Source organism: Chromatiales bacterium, from assembly GCA_024234935.1.
GTDB lineage: Bacteria > Pseudomonadota > Gammaproteobacteria > Steroidobacterales.
Window position 1 is genome coordinate 155,495 of record JACKNI010000003.1, and the last position, 21,391, is coordinate 176,885.

General features: G+C 63.7%; 18 protein-coding genes. 6 read left to right on the forward strand and 12 right to left on the reverse strand.

Annotated features, from left to right (window positions below):
* Window positions 1–5: 5 nt before the first annotated feature.
* The gene (gene dusB / locus H6979_09245) at window positions 6–992 is read left to right on the forward strand and encodes a tRNA dihydrouridine synthase DusB (GenBank protein MCP5140029.1); all 987 of its coding nucleotides are present in this window, start codon (window positions 6–8) and stop codon (window positions 990–992) included.
* Here the strand turns inward: dusB and H6979_09250 are convergent, their stop codons facing one another.
* On the reverse strand, window positions 993–1,994 hold the full coding sequence (locus H6979_09250; protein MCP5140030.1) for an RNA methyltransferase: 1,002 nt from the start codon (window positions 1,992–1,994) through the stop codon (window positions 993–995).
* A 96-nt stretch (window positions 1,995–2,090) separates the two neighbouring features.
* Here H6979_09250 and H6979_09255 point away from each other — a divergent pair, with 96 nt between their 5' ends.
* From H6979_09255 to H6979_09265, 3 genes are read left to right on the forward strand one after another with little or no spacing between them, the layout of a single operon-like run.
* Window positions 2,091–2,489, forward strand: coding sequence for a DUF1924 domain-containing protein (locus H6979_09255; GenBank protein MCP5140031.1), 399 nt, complete (start codon window positions 2,091–2,093; stop codon window positions 2,487–2,489).
* Between the two features lie 16 nt (window positions 2,490–2,505).
* Window positions 2,506–2,997: a diheme cytochrome c gene (locus tag H6979_09260; protein MCP5140032.1), complete on the forward strand. Its 492-nt coding sequence runs from the start codon at window positions 2,506–2,508 to the stop codon at window positions 2,995–2,997.
* 12 nt (window positions 2,998–3,009) lie between these two features.
* On the forward strand, window positions 3,010–3,624 hold the full coding sequence (locus tag H6979_09265) for a cytochrome b/b6 domain-containing protein (GenBank protein MCP5140033.1): 615 nt from the start codon (window positions 3,010–3,012) through the stop codon (window positions 3,622–3,624).
* 9 nt (window positions 3,625–3,633) lie between these two features.
* Here the strand turns inward: H6979_09265 and H6979_09270 are convergent, their stop codons facing one another.
* On the reverse strand, window positions 3,634–4,572 hold the full coding sequence (locus H6979_09270; GenBank protein MCP5140034.1) for a hypothetical protein: 939 nt from the start codon (window positions 4,570–4,572) through the stop codon (window positions 3,634–3,636).
* Window positions 4,573–4,770: 198 nt separating this feature from the next.
* Between H6979_09270 and H6979_09275 the strand changes: the two genes are divergently transcribed.
* Window positions 4,771–7,275 (forward strand): EAL domain-containing protein, encoded by a 2,505-nt coding sequence (locus H6979_09275; GenBank protein MCP5140035.1) that lies wholly within the window; start codon window positions 4,771–4,773, stop codon window positions 7,273–7,275.
* Window positions 7,276–8,248: 973 nt separating this feature from the next.
* Here H6979_09275 and H6979_09280 read toward each other — a convergent pair.
* The gene (locus tag H6979_09280) at window positions 8,249–8,809 is read right to left on the reverse strand and encodes a hypothetical protein (protein ID MCP5140036.1); all 561 of its coding nucleotides are present in this window, start codon (window positions 8,807–8,809) and stop codon (window positions 8,249–8,251) included.
* A 62-nt stretch (window positions 8,810–8,871) separates the two neighbouring features.
* Window positions 8,872–9,855 carry an aldo/keto reductase gene (locus H6979_09285; protein ID MCP5140037.1) on the reverse strand — a complete coding sequence of 328 codons (984 nt, stop codon included), beginning with the start codon at window positions 9,853–9,855 and terminating at the stop codon, window positions 8,872–8,874.
* An 85-nt stretch (window positions 9,856–9,940) separates the two neighbouring features.
* Here H6979_09285 and H6979_09290 point away from each other — a divergent pair, with 85 nt between their 5' ends.
* A complete protein-coding gene (locus H6979_09290) occupies window positions 9,941–10,717 on the forward strand; it encodes an SDR family oxidoreductase (protein ID MCP5140038.1) in 777 nt (258 codons plus the stop codon).
* On the opposite strand, the gene H6979_09295 is transcribed toward H6979_09290, so the two are convergent.
* From H6979_09295 to H6979_09330, 8 genes are read right to left on the reverse strand one after another with little or no spacing between them, the layout of a single operon-like run.
* A complete protein-coding gene (locus H6979_09295; GenBank protein MCP5140039.1) occupies window positions 10,709–13,534 on the reverse strand; it encodes a trypsin-like peptidase domain-containing protein in 2,826 nt (941 codons plus the stop codon). The genes H6979_09290 and H6979_09295 overlap by 9 nt on opposite strands.
* On the reverse strand, window positions 13,503–14,441 hold the full coding sequence (locus H6979_09300; protein MCP5140040.1) for a carbohydrate kinase family protein: 939 nt from the start codon (window positions 14,439–14,441) through the stop codon (window positions 13,503–13,505). The genes H6979_09295 and H6979_09300 overlap by 32 nt, the downstream gene beginning before the upstream one ends.
* Window positions 14,442–14,478: 37 nt before the next feature.
* Window positions 14,479–15,951 (reverse strand): aminomethyl-transferring glycine dehydrogenase subunit GcvPB, encoded by a 1,473-nt coding sequence (gene gcvPB, locus H6979_09305; GenBank protein MCP5140041.1) that lies wholly within the window; start codon window positions 15,949–15,951, stop codon window positions 14,479–14,481.
* On the reverse strand, window positions 15,951–17,312 hold the full coding sequence (gcvPA, locus tag H6979_09310) for an aminomethyl-transferring glycine dehydrogenase subunit GcvPA (GenBank protein MCP5140042.1): 1,362 nt from the start codon (window positions 17,310–17,312) through the stop codon (window positions 15,951–15,953). The genes gcvPB and gcvPA overlap by 1 nt, the downstream gene beginning before the upstream one ends.
* Window positions 17,313–17,363: 51 nt before the next feature.
* Entirely contained in the window at window positions 17,364–17,756 is a 393-nt protein-coding gene (gene gcvH / locus H6979_09315) for a glycine cleavage system protein GcvH (protein ID MCP5140043.1), read from the reverse strand.
* A gap of 21 nt (window positions 17,757–17,777) precedes the next feature.
* A complete protein-coding gene (gene gcvT, locus H6979_09320) occupies window positions 17,778–18,881 on the reverse strand; it encodes a glycine cleavage system aminomethyltransferase GcvT (GenBank protein MCP5140044.1) in 1,104 nt (367 codons plus the stop codon).
* 13 nt (window positions 18,882–18,894) lie between these two features.
* Window positions 18,895–19,857 (reverse strand): alpha-L-glutamate ligase-like protein, encoded by a 963-nt coding sequence (locus H6979_09325; protein MCP5140045.1) that lies wholly within the window; start codon window positions 19,855–19,857, stop codon window positions 18,895–18,897.
* Entirely contained in the window at window positions 19,857–21,389 is a 1,533-nt protein-coding gene (locus H6979_09330) for an inactive transglutaminase family protein (GenBank protein ID MCP5140046.1), read from the reverse strand. Before H6979_09330 ends, H6979_09325 begins: the two co-directional genes overlap by 1 nt.
* Window positions 21,390–21,391 lie beyond the last annotated feature (2 nt).

Below are 21,391 nucleotides of genomic sequence, written 5' to 3' on the forward strand. Positions count from 1 at the left end.
CGCGCATGCAGATCGGGCCCTACACGCTCAGTTCCCCGGTGATACTCGCGCCGATGGTCGGCGTCACCGACAAGCCGTTCAGGCTCCTGTGCCGGCAGCTGGGCGCAGGCCTCGCCGTGTCGGAGATGACCAGCGCCAATCCCCTCCTGCGCGGATCCCGGAAGTCGCAGCAACGTCTGGATTTCAGCAATGAGCCGGGACCGGTCGGCGTGCAGATTGCCGGCCATGATCCGCAACAGCTGGCCGATGCCGCACGCTACTGCATGGACCAGGGCGCGCAGATCATCGATATCAACATGGGCTGCCCGGCGAAGAAGGTCTGCAACGTGGCGGCCGGCTCTGCCCTGTTGCGTGACGAACTGCTGGTGGGACGGATACTCGATGCCGTGGTCCGCGCCGTACCCGTGCCAGTCACGCTCAAGATCCGCACCGGCTATACGCGCGGGCAGCGCAATGCCCTCAGCGTCGCGCGCGTCGCCGAATCGGCCGGCATCGCGGCGATCGCCGTACACGGCCGCACGCGCGAAGACCTGTTCAGGGGCGAAGCCGAATACGACAGCGTCGCCACCGTGAAGGCCGCGATCGGCATACCGGTGATCGCCAACGGCGACATCGATACGCCAGAGAAAGCACAACTGGTGCTTACGCAGACCGGCTGCGATGCCGTGATGATCGGCCGGGCGGCACAGGGCCGGCCGTGGATCTTCCGCGAGATTGCACACTACCTGGCCACCGGTACCGTGTTGCCGGCACCTTCACTCATCGAGGTGCGCGATCACCTGCTCGGACACCTTGAAGCCCTGCACACCTTCTATGGCGAACACATGGGTGTGCGCATCGCGCGCAAGCACCTGGGCTGGTACAGCCGCGCGCATCCGGGACATCTGGCTTTCCGCAACCAGGTCAACCAGACCGAAACTGCTGAAGCGCAGATCCGCGCCACGCAGGAACACTTCCGCATGCTGATCGACGGCGCCCGTCTCGCGGCGTAGTCAGCCGGCGATACGCCGGGCACGCAGCTGCCCGCAGCCACCGTCGATATCCTGCCCGGCCGAACGCCGCAGCTTGGTCAGCACACCGCGCTGATGCAGCCAGCGCGCCATCTCTGCCGCTCGCTCCATGGCAGGACGCTCGAAATCCAGCCCCTCGACGGTGTTGTACGGGATGAAGTTCAGCACCGCATATTTGCCTGCCAGCAGCTTCACGATGCCTTCGAGTTCATCGTCGCCGTCGTTCACGCCCTTGAGCAGCGTCCACTGGTACTGGATCGGATAGGTGGTCCTGCGCGCATAGGCTTCGCCCAGCTCCACCAGCTCTGCGGGATCGATGCGCGGTGCGCGCGGCAGCAGTTCGGCTCGCAGTACAGCCCGCGTGGTATGCAGCGACAGGGCCAGCGCCGGCTTGACCACGCCCTGTGGCAGACGCTCGAACACGCGGCGGTCTCCGACAGTCGAGAACACCAGTTCCTTGTGGCCGATTCCGCCTTCAGTGCCGAGCAGTTCGATGGCCTCGAGCACATTGTCCAGATTGTGGGCAGGTTCACCCATGCCCATGAACACCACGCGACGCACGCTGCGCCGGGCACGGGCAAGTGCGAACTGCGCGACGATCTCGGCGCTGCCGAGCTGGCGCAGCAGGCCTTCACGCCCCGTCATGCAGAAAAGGCAGCCGACCGCACAACCAACCTGGGTAGAGACGCAAACGCCGGCAGGCGGCAGCAGCACGGTTTCCACTGTCTGCCCGTCGGCAAGCTGCACCAGCAGGCGCTCGGAGTCATCTGCCCCGGCGTGCCCGGAATGCACGCACCCGAGTGCGGCAAGTTCGGCAGAAATGGCCGGCAGCGCGGCGAGCAGTGACCGGGGAAACGCCGACTCGGGTTTGTGCGCCCAGGTATCCGGCGCCAGACCGCGCAGCCAGGCCCGCAGCAGCAATGCCTCGTGCCGCGGCCGGGCGCCGCTGCTGCGCAGGAGTTCACGGAGGGTCTGGATACGCATGGGAGCGGCGCGAGCCTAGCACGTGGCCGACTTTAAGCAGCACTTAAGATTCGAGGTCTACAGTTGCCCCATACCAGCAACACGGGGCGACAGGACATGAGACAGACGGTAGTGATCGGCGGACTGGCAGCCTTGCTGCTCGCTGCCAGCCTGGCCCGGGCCGCCGACCCGCTCGAGGCAATCAGGGTTGCAGCACAGGCAGACAGGTCCTTCAGCGGCTTCTCGGCTGCGCGCGGCGAAGCCCTGTTTCGCACCAAGGGCAGCGACTGGAGCTGCAGCACCTGTCATACCACAGACCCCCGCAATCCCGGGCGTCACACCGTGACCGGCAAGGCGATCCAGCCGATGGCGCCGGTCAGCAACCCGGCGCGCCTGACCGATCCGGCCAAGGTGGAAAAGTGGTTCAAACGCAATTGCAAGGATGTTTTCGATCGCGAATGTACGGCCCGGGAGAAGGGCGATGTCATCACCTGGCTGCGATCACTGACACGTTAAGAGAGGAGCTTTGGCCATGAACACTTCGAAAGCGTCCGCCGGCGTCCGCCGCATCGGCACCACACTCCTGTACCTGGCCGTCATCAGCATGCCGTCGGTCGCCTGCGCAGACGGCGCAAAAAAGCCGGCACCCGCCAATCCGGTCTGGCAGGAAGAATGCGGCAGCTGTCATATCGCCTATCCACCCCGCTTCCTGCCGGCTGAATCCTGGCAACAGCTGATGGGATCACTGGAGGATCACTTCGGTACGGACGCCAGCATCGATGCCGGAGCGGCGGCCACCATCGAGGCGTTCCTGACCCAGAACGCCAAGCGCAGCAAGACCGGTACCGCGGCAACCGACGCACCCTTGCGCATCACCGAAACCAGATGGTTTCGCCGTGAGCATGACGAGATCGCAGCCGCGAAATGGAAGTCAGCGGCGATCGGGAGCGCAGCCAACTGCGGCGCCTGTCATCGCGAAGCCGACAAGGGCAGTTTTCGTGAACGGGACATCAAGGTTCCCTGAAGGAGAATCATCATGCAGACCAGGACACTGATATGGGATCTGCCCGTACGGGCTTTTCACTGGACGCTGGCCACGAGTTTCGCCGGCGCCTGGCTGCTGGCCGACGGCGAGCGCTTGCGAAACTTCCACGTGATGTTTGGCTACACCGTTCTCGGCCTCCTGTTGTTCCGGCTGATCTGGGGCTTCGTCGGCACCCGCTACGCACAGTTCCGCTCCTTCATGTATCGCCCGCGCGAGATGGCGGCCTACCTGCGGGGACTGCTGCGCGGAGATCGTCCACATTACGTCGGTCACAACCCCGCTGGCAGCTTTGCCATCTGGGCAATACTGGTACTCGCGGCACTGACCGGCCTCAGCGGTTACGCGACCTATAACGAGTTCGGCGGCGATGCCCTTGAGGAACTGCACGAGTTGTTCGCCAACACCTGGATGCTGGTCGTCGGCCTGCATATAGGCGGGGTCATTGTTTCCAGTCTGCTCGACCGGGAAAACCTTGCCCGCGCCATGGTGACCGGATACAAACGGGCTGAACCGGCAGCGGCAATCCGCTCCGGCGTCTACGGGCTGGGCTCACTGCTGCTGGTCAGCGTGCTCGGTTTCTGGCTGTGGACACTGGTAGCCGCCTGAGAGCCTCCACTACGCCATATATTCGGCGATACCAGCCAGGCTGCGCTGGGGTTTGGCAAGTCCCGTGTCGATCTGGCCGAGGATCCTGCCGGTCTCCAGGTCCACTTTCGACATCACACCGGTGAAGATGTTGGTGGTGAACACATGCCGCTCATCGCGCGAGGCCGTGATCATCGCATAGCCATATTCGTCGAGTTCGATGGTGCGCAGGGACTTCCCTTCCGGGCTGATGAAGTCGATGAAGCTGCCCCTGAGCAACAACAGCGTGCCATCCTTCCTGTACGCCACACCCGTGGTCCACTTGCGCATGTACTCGGGTCCACCGGGATAGGTCACGAGATCGGGCAGGCACTTGCCGTTGACCACATCGAAGCGGTGCACCTTCATGCCGAGATCGGTGATGTAGGCAATCGACTTGCCATCCGGATGCATCACGGTATGCGTCACGCCGTGAAAGCCGGTCATCGAGGGCGCGGTTTCAGCATCGTATTCGGCAACCGGTCGCATGTTCGCGTCGAATTTCGCAAAGCGGCCATAGCCGACGAAATTGGTGCCGGGCAGGCGACGCATGTCGCCCCCCTCATAGGGCTTGTCGCCCTTCAGGTACTCCCCCAGCCAGATGCTGCCATCGGGAGCAAAACACACGTTGCCCCAGGGGCGCACGCCGAAATCGACGGGCGGCAACTGCTTGCCATCCGGGGACACACGTACCACTGCATATTCGAAAGGATCGAAGCCCCACAGGGTGCCGTCCGGCGCAAAGCGCAGGTTGATGATCAGGTGGCTGGTACCCTCGGTGTACAGCGTGCCCTTCGGCACCATGTTGCGGTCAAACTGCAGGATACGGCCTTCGCCGGCGTGATCGTCGCCCGGCACGTTCATCAAATAGGTGCAGCCCAGAAAAATATCGCCTGGCGCAAATGGCTTCATGGTCGAGGTCTTGGTCATCGCGAAAACTCCGCTTCTGATTGGCGTTTTGGACTTGTTCTTTATCGACAGATTTTGCCTGTCTGCCAACCATAACGGATTTCAACTCTTTTGGGCATAGCACGCAGCGATGAGACACAGGTCGCAAAAATCCGGACCGCCACCCGTTCCCGGCCCGGGGACGATAAAGCTCCCCGTTTGCGGGCCGACTAGCCTCCCATGCGGAGTCTCCGTTCAAAAATCCTGGCGCTTGCGGCTCTGCTCGTCGTCCTTACCCAGTTCAGCACCATCGGCGCGGTACTGTTGACCACCAACCGGGAGGTCTCGAACCGGGCCGACCAGATCCTGCGCAAGGCAGCCACCATCGCCGGTCAGCTCTCGGTCGGCCGCCATACGCGGCTGCGTTCTGCAGGCGCTGTGCTCGCAGCAGATCCCCGGTTCCGCGGCACCGTGAAGAGCCGGGACATCGCCACGATCAACGAACTGCTCGGCGCCCATCGTTATCGCACCGAGATTGATCTTGCCCTCCTCCTCGATGCAGACGGCCGCGTACTCGCGGGTACGGAACCGATCGGCGCAGGGGAACTGCGCTACCCGGAGCTGGTCAGGCTCGCCATGACCGACGGGGCTGTGCCAGCCCATATGACGGCTTTCGACCACACCTATGAAGTGGTCACCGTTCCGGTTGGAGAGGCCGCGCCGATTGCATGGCTGGCCAGCGGCGTACTCGTGGAAAAGGACTTCGCGAAGCGCCTGTCTGCGCTGACAGGTCTCGACGTCACGCTGCTCGCGCGCGCGCACGACCGTCCGTCGATACTCGGCAGCTCGCTCGACGCACTCGACAGCGCAATACTGCTGCAGGATCTTTCGACGGCAGACCCGGATGCCGACCGCGCACTGCGCATCAGGACGGGCAACGGCGAGCACCTCGCGCTGCTCCAGCCGCTGATTTCCAGCCGGCCGGACATCGAGGTTTTGCTGTCCGAACCGCTGGACACGATCATGGCCCCGTACCGCACCCTGCGTTACACCGTGCTGCTGCTTGGTGCCATTGCGCTGTGTCTCGCGATTCTCGGCAGCCTGCTTCTGTCCCGCACGATCACCCGCCCGGTCAATACACTGGTACAGGCAGCCCGCCGGATTCGCGATGGTCACTACAACCAGGCGGTTCAGGTCGAAGGCAAGGGCGAAGTCGCGGAACTGGCCAGCGCGCTCAACGCCATGCAACAGAGTATTGCCGACCGTGAAGAGCACATCACCTTCCATGCCCGCTTCGATGCACTCACCGGCCTGCCCACGCGTCTCTCGGCACTCGATGAAATCGAGGCGGCCATCCTGCGCGCTGCAACGAATGCACAGCCCGTTACCGTACTGCTGGTCGATCTGAACAACTTCAGCGACATCGGTTCGTCACTGGGGTACGACATCAGCGATGCGCTGCGCAGTCAGGCTGCCGAGCGTTTGCGTGCCGGGCTGGATGCGCGGCACATGCTGGGCCGCATTGAAGGCGATCAGTTCGTTGTCGTGCTCGACGGTCGCGATGTCGACCAGGCAACGGAAATCGCCGAGGACCTGGTGCGCCTGCTCGGCGGGGGCCTTTCGGTGCGCGACATCAATGTGAGTGTCGAGGCACGGGTAGGCATTGCGAGCTTTCCGCAGCATGCGGCGGACGCCGAGCAGCTGCTGCAGCGTGCAGCCGTGGCCCGCAACGATGCACGAAACTCGGACGTCCGGATCCGCATCTACCAGGAGGGCAACGACGGACGGAACCGGCGTCAGCTGACCATCCTCGGCGATTTGCGCAAGGCTGCCCGGCATGACGAGTTCCGGCTCTATTTGCAGCCGAAGGTGCAGCTTCCGGATGGGCGGGTCTGCGGTGCCGAAGCGCTGGTACGCTGGCAGCATCCGGGGCTCGGATTCCTGACGCCGGACCAGTTCATACCCATCGCCGAAAAGTCCGGCAACATCTCGCTGATCACCCAATGGGCACTGGCAACCGCGATCCGCGAATGCCGGCTGTGGCTCGAGGAAGGGCTTGACCTGCCGGTCTCGGTAAACCTGTCGAGCCGCGACCTGCAGGACAAGAACCTGCCGTTTTTCATTCTGGAACTGCTGCGCAACCATGACCTCCCGGCGAAAAATCTGGTCCTGGAGATCACCGAAGAAGCCGTTGTACTCGACTTCAAACACGCCACGCTGGTCCTCGAATGCCTGCGCGACATCGGCATCCGGATTGCAGTGGATGACTTCGGCACGGGCTATTCTTCCTTGTCGCTGATCAAGCGGCTGCCGGTCGATGAGCTGAAAATAGACCGGTCCTTCGTCACCAACCTGCCGGACGACAGGGACGACGTGGCGATCGTCGGCGCGGCGATCAATCTGGCCCACAATCTGGGCCTGCAGGTCATCGCCGAAGGGGTTGAAACACAGGCCGGGCTGAGCTGGCTGGCAGAGAACGGCTGCGAACAGGCACAGGGCTATCTGATCAGCAAGCCGATGCCGGCGGAGGAGTTCTCCACCTGGGTCAGAACCTATACCGCTGCCGGCTTCCGCCGTATGGCCAGCAATGCAAGCGCACCAAAGCCTGCCAGCAGAACGAACAACGAAAACAGCGTGCCGAGAACCGGCACGGACTGCACGACCAGCGCAAACACCGTCACTGGCAACAGCAGCACCAGATCCCGCCAGGCCGGACTCCTTCCCGCAGCTGGCACCGGCTCCTGAGCTGCAATCCGGATCCGGATCAGCTGTACCAGCATCAGCAGGCCGAGCAGTCCGGACAGCAGCACCGCCAGCAGGTACGCCGTCAGCAACAGCAACCCGAACAGCCAGCCAAACACCGACACGAACAGCACGACGATCAGCAGCGGTGTCAGCGAAATCGCGATGGCGCCGGTAACAAGCGTGCGCACCGGCGACGCATTCAACAATGCGCCTGAACGCTCGACGAGCGCAGGGCTCAACCAGAACACGCCGGCGGCAGCGATCATGATCGCAAGGCCGAGTGCCCAGCCGCCAAACGCCGGTGCCGCTGTTTCAGGCAGCTCATCGACGGGCGCCGTTACCCCTGCCACCTCGCCCATGATCAGCGCGTCTTCGGCAATCAGCGGCGGTTGTTCGCTGTGCCAGACCAGATGACCGCCGATGGCGGCGCCGGACTCGATGCGGATCTCCTGCGCCGTAATCTCGACATTACCCTGGATCTGGCCGGTGATGATGGCAGTCCGGGCAAACACCCGAAGGTCATCGCCGATCTGGCCCGCCATTTCGAGCGTACCGGCTGCAATCCAGGCGCGCCCGGCAATGGCGCTGCCCTCGGCGATGTTGACGACACCACCGGCAATTACCGCATGGTCGGTGACAAACCCGCGCAGCGTTACATCGCCGCCAGCGGCCCGCAGATCATCACCCACACCACCGGAGATCCCGATCTGCCCGCCGGCAACGCTCACATCGCCATCGATATCGCCGTCGATCGCAACGGTGCCGGCAGCGAGTACGGCATCGCCGGTTACCGGGCCATCGATCCGCAACCTGCCGCCTACGGCGTAGAGGTCTTCCGGGACGGGCTCGCTGATGGCGATGGTGTCACCGACACGCGTTTCGGCAGCGACGGGCACCATGGGCAACGTCACCAGAAATGGCAGGAGGAAGACGAGCCGCATCTGCATGGCCTGGTCCAGTCGCCGCTCTCGTTTCAGACGGCAGCGGGCTGCAGATCCGCAAGCGCCGCAGGCAGCAGGGCGTATACCCTGGCGTAGAGCTGCTGCTCCAGCGCGGTCTCCGCTTCGGTACTGCCGGCCATGTATGCCCAGTCGGCTTCACTGAACAACTTCGCGGCCAGCTCGGTCGTCGCGCCGTGGTGCCCCATATTGGCCATGATGTAGGCCGTGTAGGCTGCACTGGCCTGCTCGAAGCGCTCCAGCGCATCGGCGCCTTCACTCTGCAGTGCGCTCTTTGCAGCAGAGAAAACCGTCAGGTGCGCCTGATTCCCGGTCAGGCGTTCGTGCAACTCGTCGAGTGCCTGCCTCGCCTTGTCATCGATCGTTACGAGCTTGCGGCGGATCATGTCGCCCATTTTCACATCCTGGGCGTGCAGACGCTCCATGGCCGCTTCCATGTAGTCGCCCAGGGCGATATAGAACGGTACGAATGACTGGTTGCCGCCGGACTTGCGTGCCACGGCAGTCGTCAGCAGCTGCCGCACCGACTTCAGGCGACGCCTTTCGCCGGCAATCTTCTCACTCTGTGTCGTCATGTCGGATACTCCTTGCCAGATATGGATTGCAACAGGCCCGGGGTCAGCCGGCCAGACCGGGCTCAGACATCGAGTGTGCCCAGCATGCTCTCCGGGTAGCGTTCACCCTGTACCAGATCCTCCGGAATCGCATGCGCAACTGCGGCCAGCTGTTGCGCTGAAAGCTGCAGATCGACCGCCGCCGCGTTTTCCTCAAGCCAGCGCCGCTTCTTGGTACCCGGGATCGGCAGCACCCCCTGCGACTGGCCGAGGACCCAGGCCAGCGACAGCTGGGCAGGCGTACAGCCTATGCCGCGCGCCAGCTCCCGCAGTCGTTCGGCTGCGGCGAGATTGTGCTCGAAGTTGTCCGCCTGGAAACGCGGGAACATGCGCCGCGTATCGCCTTCCGGGAAATCCGCAACACTGCTGATGGCCCCGGTCAGGAAGCCGCGCCCGAGCGGACTGTAGGCGACAAAGGCCACGCCGAGTTCTTCGCAGGTCTTCAGCGTCGTACCGCAGGCATTGCGCGTCCACGGTGAGAGTTCGCTCTGCAGGGCTGCAACCGGGTGTATGCGGCAGGCACGACGCAAGGTCTGCGGATTCGCTTCGGAAATGCCTGCGAAGCGGATCTTTCCGGCGCGCACCAGCCCGGCCATCACTTCCATCGAGTCCTCGATCGGCACCTGTGGATCGATACGGTGCAGATAAAAGAGGTCGATCTGCTCCACGCCCAACCGTTGCAGACTCTCGTCACATGAGGTACGGATCGTGGCTGCGCGGTTGTCGGCCGCAATACGCCCGTCGGCTGTGCGCGAAAGGCCGCACTTGGTCGCGAGGAACACCTCGGCGCGACGCCCGCGGATCGCTTCACCGACAAAGCGCTCGTTGGCGCCATCCTGATAGACGGCAGCCGTATCGAGGTGATTGATACCGAGATCAAGGGCCCGATGCAGGGTAGCCCGTGCCTCGGCATCATCGCGCTGGCCATACCAGCCCACCATGCCCATGCAGCCGAGTCCGAGCGCCGACACCGATTCGCCGGTATTGCCGAGTTTTCGCTGTTTCATGCGTTGATCATACCCGCGTCGGCGGGACTCGCGCAGCCCGGCACAGTTGGATATGCTCCGGGCATATCTGATGGAGAATCTGCCCATGTCCGTGACAAGAAAGATCGTCCTGATCGGTGCCTGCATCCTGGCCCTTGCGGCCTGCGCGAGCGGCACCGCGAGTATGTCGGCAGCGCCGCAGACCGTACTCGTGGCCGGCGCTACCGGACGCACCGGCACAGAGCTTGTCAGTCAGTTGCTGGGCGAGGGCTACACGGTGCGCGCACTGGTCCGTGATCCGGTGAAGGCGAGGGCCGCCTTTGGCGACCGGGTGAGCTATTTCACCGGCGATGTGACCGATCCGGCCACGCTGACACCCGCCATGCAGGGTGCAGATGCAGTAATTTCGGCGATCGGCGCCAAGGGTGCGAAAGGCCCTTCCCGGCCGGAAGTGATCGACTACGCAGGGGTCAGGAATCTGGCAGTTGCGGCATCCGTTGCCGGCGTCAGGCAGTTTGTGCTCGTTTCTTCACGCTCGGTAACCCAGAAAGACCACCCGCTGAACCGGATGTTCGGCGACGTGCTCATCTGGAAGCTGAAGGGGGAGGACGCATTGCGCGCCAGCGGTGTGCCTTACACGATCATCCGCCCGGGCGGACTGGGGAATGGCGAACCCGGCCAGAAGGCCTTTGTCATCGAGCAGGGCGACAAGTCTGCAGGGCAGACCACCATCGCACGATCAGACCTGGCCACCATCTGCGTACAGGCGCTGAAATATCCTGAAGCGCTCAACCGGACCTTTGAGGTCAATACAGTCGAGGGTTCGCCGGTGACCGACTGGCGCACGCGGTTCGCTGCGCTGAAACCAGATCCGTCAATGTAGCAAGGCTTCGCGATGCCATTGGCCGTCATGCCAGACGATCTGGTATGGCGGCCAGTAGGTGTCGTCCAGCCTGAGCGTCAGCACTTCGACCTGGCCATTCCAGGTAACAGTCGTGAGACGCACCGAGTCGCGGTTGCGTTTGCCGCCGACCACGGCAATGAACTGGTCCAGGTCGGCGATAGCGTTGCCATCCACGGCCGTAATCCGCCGTCCGGCAAGCAGGCCATGGCGCGAAGCCGGTGAACCAAAAGCGAAGTACGACACGTACACGCCGGTCGGCTCGACACCGCGTTGGGCCGCCATATCCCGGTACGGCGCCTGCAACAGCGCGCCTGCCCAGAGCAGCGCACGACGTATGCCGGTGCCGTCGAGCGGTACCGTGGCAATGTCGATACCGAGTACCTGACTGTTGCGCAGCACCTCCACCACGACCGTTGGCTTCTGTGTGAGCCGCTCGACTTCACGAAAGCGAGTCGCCACCACGCCATCGATGGTCAGCAGCAGATCGCCCGGCTGCAGCAGGTTCGCCGCCGGCGATCCGGCCACGGTGCGTGTGACACCCAGGATCTGACGGCGTTCAGGATCCTGCCCGGCAATGCGTTGCGCCCAGTCCGCTGGCAAACCCAGCCGACGCGCATCAGCCAGCGGCATCTGCGCCCATTCCACTTCCAGGGAATGCAGCGTCTGGCCGCTGCGGGCGATTTCGAGCAGCTCGGCAAGATACTCGGCGGGCATGCCGCGATTTTCCTGCCGCAGCTGGCCATTACCCTGCCAGGCAAAGCTCGACCAGAGCGATACCACTTCACCCCGGCGGTTCGTCACCATACCGTCGACGTCGCGGGGCGGACTGACCAGCGCCAGGGTTTCCAGGTTGCTCTCGCGAAAACGCATCGTGCGGGAGAGTGGATAGCTCACCGGTTCCAGCGACGAAAATGTCGTCGGCTGTGCCGCCAGCTTGTCGCCGCCGCGCAGGCCGATTACCCACAGCTCGTCGCCGGGCTCCGGGACAGTGCTGTTCAGGCGCACGGACTTCACCGGCGTATCGCCAATCAGCGCCGGGTCGTAGGCCAGAAGCGCAAGGTTGTGCACGGGATGCACGAAGACCACGCGTGCCGGTATCTCCAGTGTGCCGCCAAAAGTGATCCGCACATCGCCCATGGCCTCGGGAATCGTGTTGCGGTCGACGACCACGAAACCCCGTTCTGCATCCAGCACGACGCCGGTGCCGTAGTAATGCTGCTCGGACACGCCGGACACCACATACGGCATATCGAAGTTGACCAGCACCAGTGAGGGGGCGATCCGGCGGAGCCTCGGGTCGCGCTGCGGAACCAGGCTTGCGGTGCCGCCTTCCGGTGGCCGGGCCGGCGGCCCCGCAGCGAGATCCCTGCACGGCCACTCGCCACGCACATCGTCACGGTGGCAGCGCACCGCCGGAAACCAGCGCCGGTCCATGCGGATCACGCGCAGCCGGCTGGAGCCGGGTTCCTCGACGCTGATGATGCGGAGTGCGACCTGCTGCTGATCGGCAAGGCCCGCCAGCACCTGCTCGAGGTCGTCGATGGTGTTGATCACCTCACTGCCAGCGGCAACGATCACCGCACCACGGGGTATGCCGGCCGCTGCCAGCGTGAAGCCGGGGTTGGCCACGTACACGCCTTCGGCAGCGCGGTTGAAATAGCGCGCCAGTTGCCAGGACAGGTTGTTGACGACCGCATCGCCGAACTGCAGATACTCGTCGGGGTTGAACTGGTGCAGGTCCTGCACCGCCATGCGCAGACTCATGACCTGACCACCACGCTCGACGACCAGATCGACCGGCTGGCCCACATGCGCATCGAGCGCATCATCGAGCGGCACGAATTCCGACACGTAGTCGCCACTCACCTTGACGAGAATGTCCCCAACCTGCAGTACCCCGGCCGCCGCCGTTCCCGGCAGGATCTCGCTGACCACCAGCATGCCGATGCCATCGGGAAAACGCCGCCGCACCGCCGTTTCGCTCGCCTCCCGCAAACCCAGGCGACGCAGTTCGTCGAAAGCCGTATAGCTGAATATCGCCCCCAGCGTACCGCGCGGGACCGGCTGACCTGTGCGGAGCAGCGTCAGTGCCCGCTGCACGCGATCGAGTGGCAGGAAAAAACTCGATGCGGTGGCGTTGCTGGCCCCGGCATTCAGCGCCACCACATTGCCATCGATGTCGATCACCGGTGAGCCCGATGAGCCGCCCGAAGTGCTGGATGCAGCCTGCAGGTAGAAGGTATTGAAGTCGTTGTACTTGCCCCGGCCATAGTCAGGGGCTTCGCGACGCAGCCTGGCAATGGTCCCGGACAGGATCGACAACTGCTCACCGCCATCGTTGCCGACCACGCGGATCTCACGGCCGACCTGTGCGGCAGCCGGTTTGAGCGAAAGGGTCTTGGGCCGGATGTACTTCAGTGCTGCCGGGTCGTAGCGATAGAAGCCGAAGTCGTGTACCGGGTCACGATACACCGGAGTCAGTTCAACCTCTTCCTGGTTGGTGAAGATGGCGACTGCACGCACTGGCCCCGAGGTGACGACATGTCGGTTGGTCAGTATCAGGCCGCGCTCTGCATCGACCACAAAACCGGTCGCCTGGCCGGATTCATTCCATTCGGTATCGAAGGCGCGTGTCTCGTCCACCTGGATGGAAACCACTGCGGGAGAAATGCCCTCGATGGTGTTGCGCCAGGCGCCAGCGGCGGAATCGTTGGCCGCTGAAAGTGCCGGCAGCGCCACCAGGCACAGGATCAGCGCACATAACCTAGATGCCGAGTGCATGCCCGAACGCCGCACGAAACTCCTGCGCCAGTGATGTCGGGCTGAACTGGTGGTTCTGTGTGCCGCGATGGGCAATCTTGATCGAGCCGAGCAAGGCGGCCAGGCGCCCTGTTTCAGCCCAGGGCATACCACGCGACAGGCCGAACAGCAGTCCGGCGCGATAGGCGTCACCACAGCCGGTCGGGTCCAGCAACGCCGGCGGCTTGACGGACGGAATCACAATGCTCTCGCCCTTTGACCAGATCGTGGAACCCTGCGCACCACGCGTCACGATGAGCGCATCGACATGGCGGGCCAGTTCCGCCTCGTTCCAGCCCGTCCGTTCACTGAGCAGCCTGGACTCATAGTCGTTGACCGCCACCCAGCTTGCCAGTTCGATGAAACGGCGCAGCTCCTCGCCGCCAAACATCGGCAGCCCCTGCCCCGGGTCAAAGATGAAGGGCACGCCGGCGGCATGAAACTGCTCCGCATGCTGCAGCATGCCGTCGCGCCCATCCGGAGAAATCATGCCGAGCTTCAGGCCGGCGCCGGAAGGCACCTGGTTGAGGTGCGCGTGGTTCATCGCACCGGGGTGGAAGGCCGTGATCTGGTTGTCGTCCAGATCGGTGGTGATGTAGGCCTGCGCGCACAGCGTGTCCGGCAACTCGAGGATGTACCGGCAGTCGATCCCGTGACGATCCAGCCAGTTCCGATAGCTGCCGAAGTCGCCGCCTACCGTGGCCATGATCAGCGGCTCGTCGCCGAGCAGTTTCAGGTTGTAGGCGATGTTGCCGGCACAGCCGCCAAACTCGCGGCGCAGCTCCGGCACCAGAAAGGCGACGTTCAGGATATGAATCTGGTCGGGAAGAATGTGTTCCTTGAAGCGCCCCTGAAACACCATGATGTTGTCGTAGGCAATGGAACCGCAGATCAGGGCTGACAAATCTTCACTCTCCGGGCGGCGCCTGTGGCGCGTGGAATCAGTTGACGGTTCTGGGCTTGCCCTGCCACGTCAGGTCCAGCTGCCGGGCAGCGCGCACATCATCGAGTCGCCGTACCGGCGTGGTCTGCGGCGCGCGCTTCAGCTCGCCGACATCACGGCCAGCCAGATCACGGATTTCGGTGAGCGCCTGCACGAAGGCATCGAGTTCCTGCCGGGCCTCCGTTTCGGTCGGCTCGATCAGCAGGCACTCCGGAACCAGCAGCGGGAAATAGGTGGTCGGCGCATGGAACCCGCGGTCGAGCAGCGCCTTGGCAAAATCCATCGCCGTGGCGCCGGTATCGCGGGCAACGTCCTTCAGCGAGATGATGAACTCGTGACTGGCCCGCCGCCGGGGATAGGCGATCGTGAAGCCGGCGGATGCCAGCCGGGCACACAGGTAGTTCGCATTGAGTGTCGCGTACCCCGAGACGCGGCGCATGCCCTCCGCGCCCAGCAGGCGCATATAGATGTAGGCGCGCAGCAGAATGCCCGTATTGCCCATGAAGCCGGACAGCCGGCCGATGCTTTGCGGGCGGTCTGCTTCCTTCAGCCACACGTAGCCGCCATCGCGCTTGCCCACGATCGGAATCGGCAGGAAGGGCTCCAGGCGCTGATTCACCGCCACGACTCCCGAGCCGGGCCCACCGCCACCGTGCGGCGTGGAGAAGGTCTTGTGCAGGTTGATATGCACGACGTCGAAGCCCATGCCAGCCGGCAGCGCACGGCCGAGGATCGCATTCAGGTTCGCACCGTCGTAATAAAGCAGTCCGCCTGCCGCGTGAACGATTTCTGCGATCTCGCTGATGCGGCGCTCGAATACTCCCAGCGTGGACGGATTGGTCAGCATGATCGCAGCGGTCTTCGGTCCGACCACCTGGCGCAGGGCATCGAGATCCACATCACCGTCCGGCCCGGTCGGGATTTCTATCGCTTCGCATCCGCACATGGTCGCGGTGGCCGGATTGGTGCCGTGCGCGGCATCCGGCACGATCACCTGCGTGCGCTCGGTGTCGCCGCGCGCCAGGTGATAGGCACGAATCATCGCGATGCCGGCAAACTCGCCCTGTGCGCCCGCCATCGGCGTCAGCGATACACCGCTCATGCCGGTCACGGCCTTCAGCAATTCCTGCAAATCGAACAGGGATTCAAGTACGCCCTGGGCATGGCTGTCCGGCTCCAGCGGATGCCGCGCGAGGAAGCCGGGCAGCATCGCCAGGGTATTGGATGCCCGCGGGTTGTACTTCATCGTGCAGGAACCCAGGGGATAGAAGTGCGTATCGATGGAGAAATTGAGCTGCGACAGCCGGGTGAAATGCCGCACGACCTGCAGCTCCGAAACTTCGGGCAGCAATGGCGGCTCCTGACGCAGCATGGACGCCGGCAGATCGTCGATTGCAGCAAGAGTCGCCGGCGCATGTGTGGGCGCACGCCGGCCTGGCCGGGACTGTTCGAAAATCAGCTCTTCGCGCATCATGCGGCTGCCGCCATGCCCAGTGCGCCTGCCAGCGCCTGACGATAGGCCGCAATATCTTCCGCGGTACGCAGTTCGGTGGCGCACACCAGCACCGCCTGACCCAGCTCCGGAAAATCAGCGCCCAGGTCATAGCCGCCGAGAATCCCGGCATCGGCGAGTTCAGCCAGCACGGGCGCAACAGGCTGCGGCAGCTTCAGCACCGCCTCGTGGAAGTACGGAGCAAAGCGCAACTCCACACCATCCAGGCTGGTCAGTGCGCCGACCAGCGAGCGGGTATTGGCATGACACTGCGCGGCCACGCGCCGCAATCCCTCGCTGCCAAGCAAGGACAGGTGGATCGTGGCAGCCGTCACCATCAGACCCTGATTCGTACAGATGTTTGAGGTCGCCTTCGAGCGCCGGATGTGCTGCTCGCGCGCCTGCAGTGTCAACGTAAAGCCGCGGCGCCCTTCGATATCCAGCGTCTGGCCAACGATCCGGCCCGGCATCTGCCGCACCAGTGCCTGCCGGCAGGCCATGAAGCCGAAATAGGGACCGCCCGAGGCCAGCGGAATCCCCAGCGGCTGTCCTTCACCGCAGGCGATATCCGCACCCCGCGCACCCCACTTGCCCGGCGGCTTGAGCAGTCCGAGGGCGACCGGATTGCAGACGCCGATGACCAGCATGTTGCGGCCGTGCGCCCAGTCGGTCAGCGCATCGACCGGCTCCAGTCCGCCGAGGAAGTTCGGCCACGGCAGGCACACTGCCGCGAAATCCTGACCATCCAGTTTCGTCAGTGCATCCGGATCGGTGTGTCCGTCGACAGCCGGCATTTCAACCAGTTCGACGGCCTGCCCCTTGAGCAAGGTCTCGGCCGCCTTGCGCCACAGCGGATGCAGATAACGGGCCACGAGGACCCGCCGCGAATTGTTGCGGCTGGCACGCACCGCCATCAGGCAGGCCTCGGCAAAGGCGGTCGCACCGTCATACAAGGACGCATTGGAAACATCCAGGTCGACCAGGCCGGCCAGCATCGACTGATACTCGTATATGAGCTGCAAAGTGCCCTGGCTGGCCTCGGCCTGATAGGGCGTATAGGCAGAATAAAACTCGCCGCGCGTGGCGAGTTCCCATACGGCCGCCGGGATATGGTGCTCATAGGCACCGGCGCCGAGAAAACAGAGGCTGTCGGCATTCTGCGCCGCCCGCTTGCGCATCAGACGTGCAACGGCAGCCTCCGACAGGCCCGGCGGTACGCCGGGCAGGCTGGAAATCCGCAGCGCCGCAGGAATCTCGTCGAACAGGGTGTCGATATCGGCGACACCGATCGTCTGCAACATGACGGCCAGGTCGTCGTCAGTATGTGGAATGAATGGCACGCCGCTTCCTGTAATCCTGTTTGTGATTCTGCCTGTCGTTTACAGGTCGTCTCAGTCTTCGGCAGCCAGCAGTTGTGCGTAGGCCGCACTGTCCAGCAATGCAGCGAGAGCTGCTGCATCAGCGGGACGCAACCGGACCAGCCAGCCTTCGCCATAGGGATCGGTGTTCACCAGCTCCGGCTGGCCAGCCAGCGCCGGATTACCCTGCACGATGACACCGGCCAGCGGCGCATAGACATCCGATGCTGCCTTGGTGGATTCGACCACGGCCATCGCATCACCGCGTGTCACCGTCCGCCCCGCATCCGGCAGCTCCACGTAAACGAGTTCGCCAAGCTGATGCTGGGCATGGTCAGTGATACCGATCACGACCGAGCCATCGGCCTCGGCGCGGACCCATTCGTGGTCCTCGGTGTATTTGAGCTGCTGCGGTATCTGGGTCATGTCTGTCTGTATTCCCTGCAACTATTTCTGAACCGGCGCGTCGTCAACCAGAATGCGCCCGAGCCGTACGAACGGCGGTTTGACGATCCGCGCCTTGCGCAGCACGCCACGGATATCAACCTGACAGGAACCGGTCGCTGCAACCGGCAACCGCGCCAGCGCAATCGAGCGTTCCATCGTCGGCGAAAATCCACCGCTGGTGATAATGCCTTCGCCGGCCGCGGTTATCACCCGCTGGCCGTGGCGCATGATACCGCGATCCTCCAGCACCAGACCGGTGAGCTTTTCGCTGACGCCTTCGGCCTTCTGCTTTTCCAGTGCTGCACGGCCACGGAACTGGCGGTCGGCCGGCTCGAAAGCAACCGTCCAGCCGAGCCCCGAAACCAGCGGTGAAGTTCCCGCATCCATGTCCTGACCATAGAGGTTGAGGGCCGCCTCCAGGCGCAAGGTGTCCCGCGCACCGAGCCCACAGCGAACCGCACCGGCGGCAGCCAGCGCCCGCCACAGCGCCACTCCCGCTTCAGCTGGCAACACGATTTCAAAGCCATCCTCACCCGTATATCCGGTGCGCGCCACAAACACGTGATCATGACGCACACACTCAAAGGACCGCAGCGCGAGCGCCGGAGCCTGCAACTCCTCCGCCAGCAGGGGGGCGGCCAGCTCACGGGCCTTTGGTCCCTGCACGGCGATCATCAGCAGATCGTCGCGGTGACGGATCACGATGTCATCGCGGTCCGCAACCCGTGCCATCCAGCCGAGGTCCTGGACGCGCGTTGCGGCATTGATGATCAGCCGGTACACGTTGTCGCCGAGCCGGTAAACGATCAGGTCATCGACGACACCACCCGCATCGTTGAGCATGCAGCTGTAAAGCCCCTGCCCCGTACTGCGCAGCTTGCCCGGATCGTTGGCCAGCAACCGCATCAGAAAACGTGTGCTGTCCGGACCGGTCAGGTCAACCACCGTCATATGCGAGACATCAAAGATGCCGCATGACTGGCGCACAGCGTGATGCTCTGCGAGCGCAGATGCATACTGCAGTGGCATGTCCCAACCGCCGAATTCGACAATCCGGGCGTCGTTGGCAACATGGTCAGCATAGAGCGGGGTTTGATGCGCCATCGTCCTGCCTTGATCAAATTGCCACAGCTGCCGGCTGCAGCAGGGGTCCCATGGAGAATGCTACGCGTTCTTTTACGCCGACGCCGGCCGGCCGGGCCTCGATCGCCCTGAGGCGGTCGCCCAATCCACACCGGTTTGCAATCTGGATATTAAGCCCCGGCCGCACATTGAGTTCCAGCAGCATCGGCCCGAGGTCACGGTCGAGAACGATGTCCACGCCAAGATAACCGAGTCCGGTCAGTTCATGACAGCGTGCGGCGAAATCCAGCAGATACTCCCAGCGGGGGATCTGCCGGCCGGCAATCACCGCTCCGGTATCGGGATGTTCGGTAACCACCGAATTGCCGATGACGGCGCAAATGGTCTTGCCGGTCGCAAGATCCAGTCCGGCGCCCACCGCCCCCTGGTGCAGGTTGGCCTTGCCATGCGACCTGCGCGTCGGCAGTCGCAGCATGGCCATCACCGGATAGCCGCGGAAAACGATGACGCGGATGTCCGGGATGCCGCGATACGCACACTCGCTGAAGATCGGATCGAACTTCACGCAGTACTCGATCAGCGCGATATCCCTGTGTCCGCCAAGGCTGTATTGGCCACTGAGCATGTTCGACAGGTGATGACCGATATCGTCACCATCCATGATCGTACCGTCGACCAGCCGGTATGCCGAGCCGTCCCTGACCCGCGCAGAGACGACGAGAATCCCGTCGCCCCCCGAGCCATGGGCCGGCTTGATGACGAAATCACGATGCCCGGCCACCAGTTCCGGCAGTCGCCGCACATCGTGGTGACTGGTGATGACACCATACAGCTCCGGCACCGGCAGTCCCGCCGCGATTGCCAGGCGCTTGGTAGCCAGCTTGTCATCGACCAACGGATACAGGTGACGCGGGTTATGCCGCAGGATGTACCGGCAGTTGCGCGCGTTGATGCCGAGTACCCCGCTGGCCGACAGCCGTTTTGCCAGGCCAAACATCAGGGCGCCCGGTCCGCAAATGACTTGAAGCGCACGAGTTCGAACAGCCGGTAGCCGCTGTAACGGCCGAGCAGCAGGGTAATGGCCAGCAGCCAGAGCAACAGCTCGGGGAACACGAAGAACAGATGCTTGAAAAACCCGATATCCATCACGCTGAAGCACAGTGCGGCGACAAACAGGCTGCCGACACCCTGCTGGATCGCCTCGGTGGGACCGCGCTCTTCCCAGACGATGGACATGCGTTCGATGGTCATGGTGAGGATGACCATCGGGAACAGTCCGACCGACAGGCCCATGTCCAGACCGAGCTGGTGGCCGACGATGCTGATCAGCGCCATCAGCAACACCACGATGATCAGCACCGAGGCCAGGCGCGGCACCAGCAACAGGCGCAGATGCTCCATGAAGAAGCGGAACAGGAGGCCCAGTGCCACGACCAGTGAAAACAGGATCACGCCCGCCACGACTTCAGTCTCGCGAAAGGCCAGCGCAACAAGCACCGGCATGAAGGTGCCGAAAGTCGTGACCCCGACGATGTTGCGCAGAAACACCACGAGCAGCGCGCCGAGCGGGATCATCAGCAGCACGCCATAGACCGCCTGGGTCTGTATGGGCAGAGAGAACATCGAGAAGTCTGCAATCCGTGACTGCCACGCGTTGGCCCTGCGCTCGGCAACCAGCACCGGGTCGACCTCGTTGCGCTGGACTGAAAACTGTACTTCCGTTTTGCCGCTGCCGTCTCGCGTATACAGAGGTGCCGAGCCTCGCCACCAGATCAGGAAATTGTCCGGCAGTCCCTGGGCACCGGTGGCCGGATCGAAGTAGATCCATCGTTCGCCGTCGTGTACTTCCAGCCAGGGCAACACGCGCGCCTGCTGCTCCCGGTCGACCAGGTAGACACCACGCAGCAGCCGGGCCGGAATCTGCGCCGCCGCCAGTACGGTGATCGCGGTGGCCGCCCGCGCCGTAACCCCTGTCCCGGATCCGAGCAGCAGCAGGACATTCTGGTCCGTACCGGGATTCGCCAGCCGCTTGAGCAACTCGACAGTGAACGAGGCCGGGTCCGCCGACTGGCTTTGTATCTGCCCCAGCAACTGTTGCAGGGCGATGTTCTCCGGCTCACGCAACCGGGGCGGCGCCGGAAATGGCGGTGTGGTATCGCTTTCAGCCTGCAGCGGATCCTTGTAGATCGTCGCCCGGTAATACAGCGTCTGCTCACCCTTGACCCGGCGGACGGCCCATTGCACCTGCCGGCCACCCGTAACATAGCGGGTCGTGAAGCCAAACCCGCGCGAGACGAAATTCTCGTCGAGAATGGCAAAGCCTGGTGTCAGCGCGGGCACGTACAGCGTGACCTTGGCCGGCACCGGCGCCGGGCCGGCATCGAACTTCAGCGTGGCCTCGACGGTCCAGATACGTGTCTGTTCATCAGGCAGCAGCGGATAGCCGAGCCCCTGCCACTTGTAGACAAACAATGCCCCGCCGACCAGGAACAGGGCCAGGGCCAGCACCCAGACTTTATAGTCCTTCATAG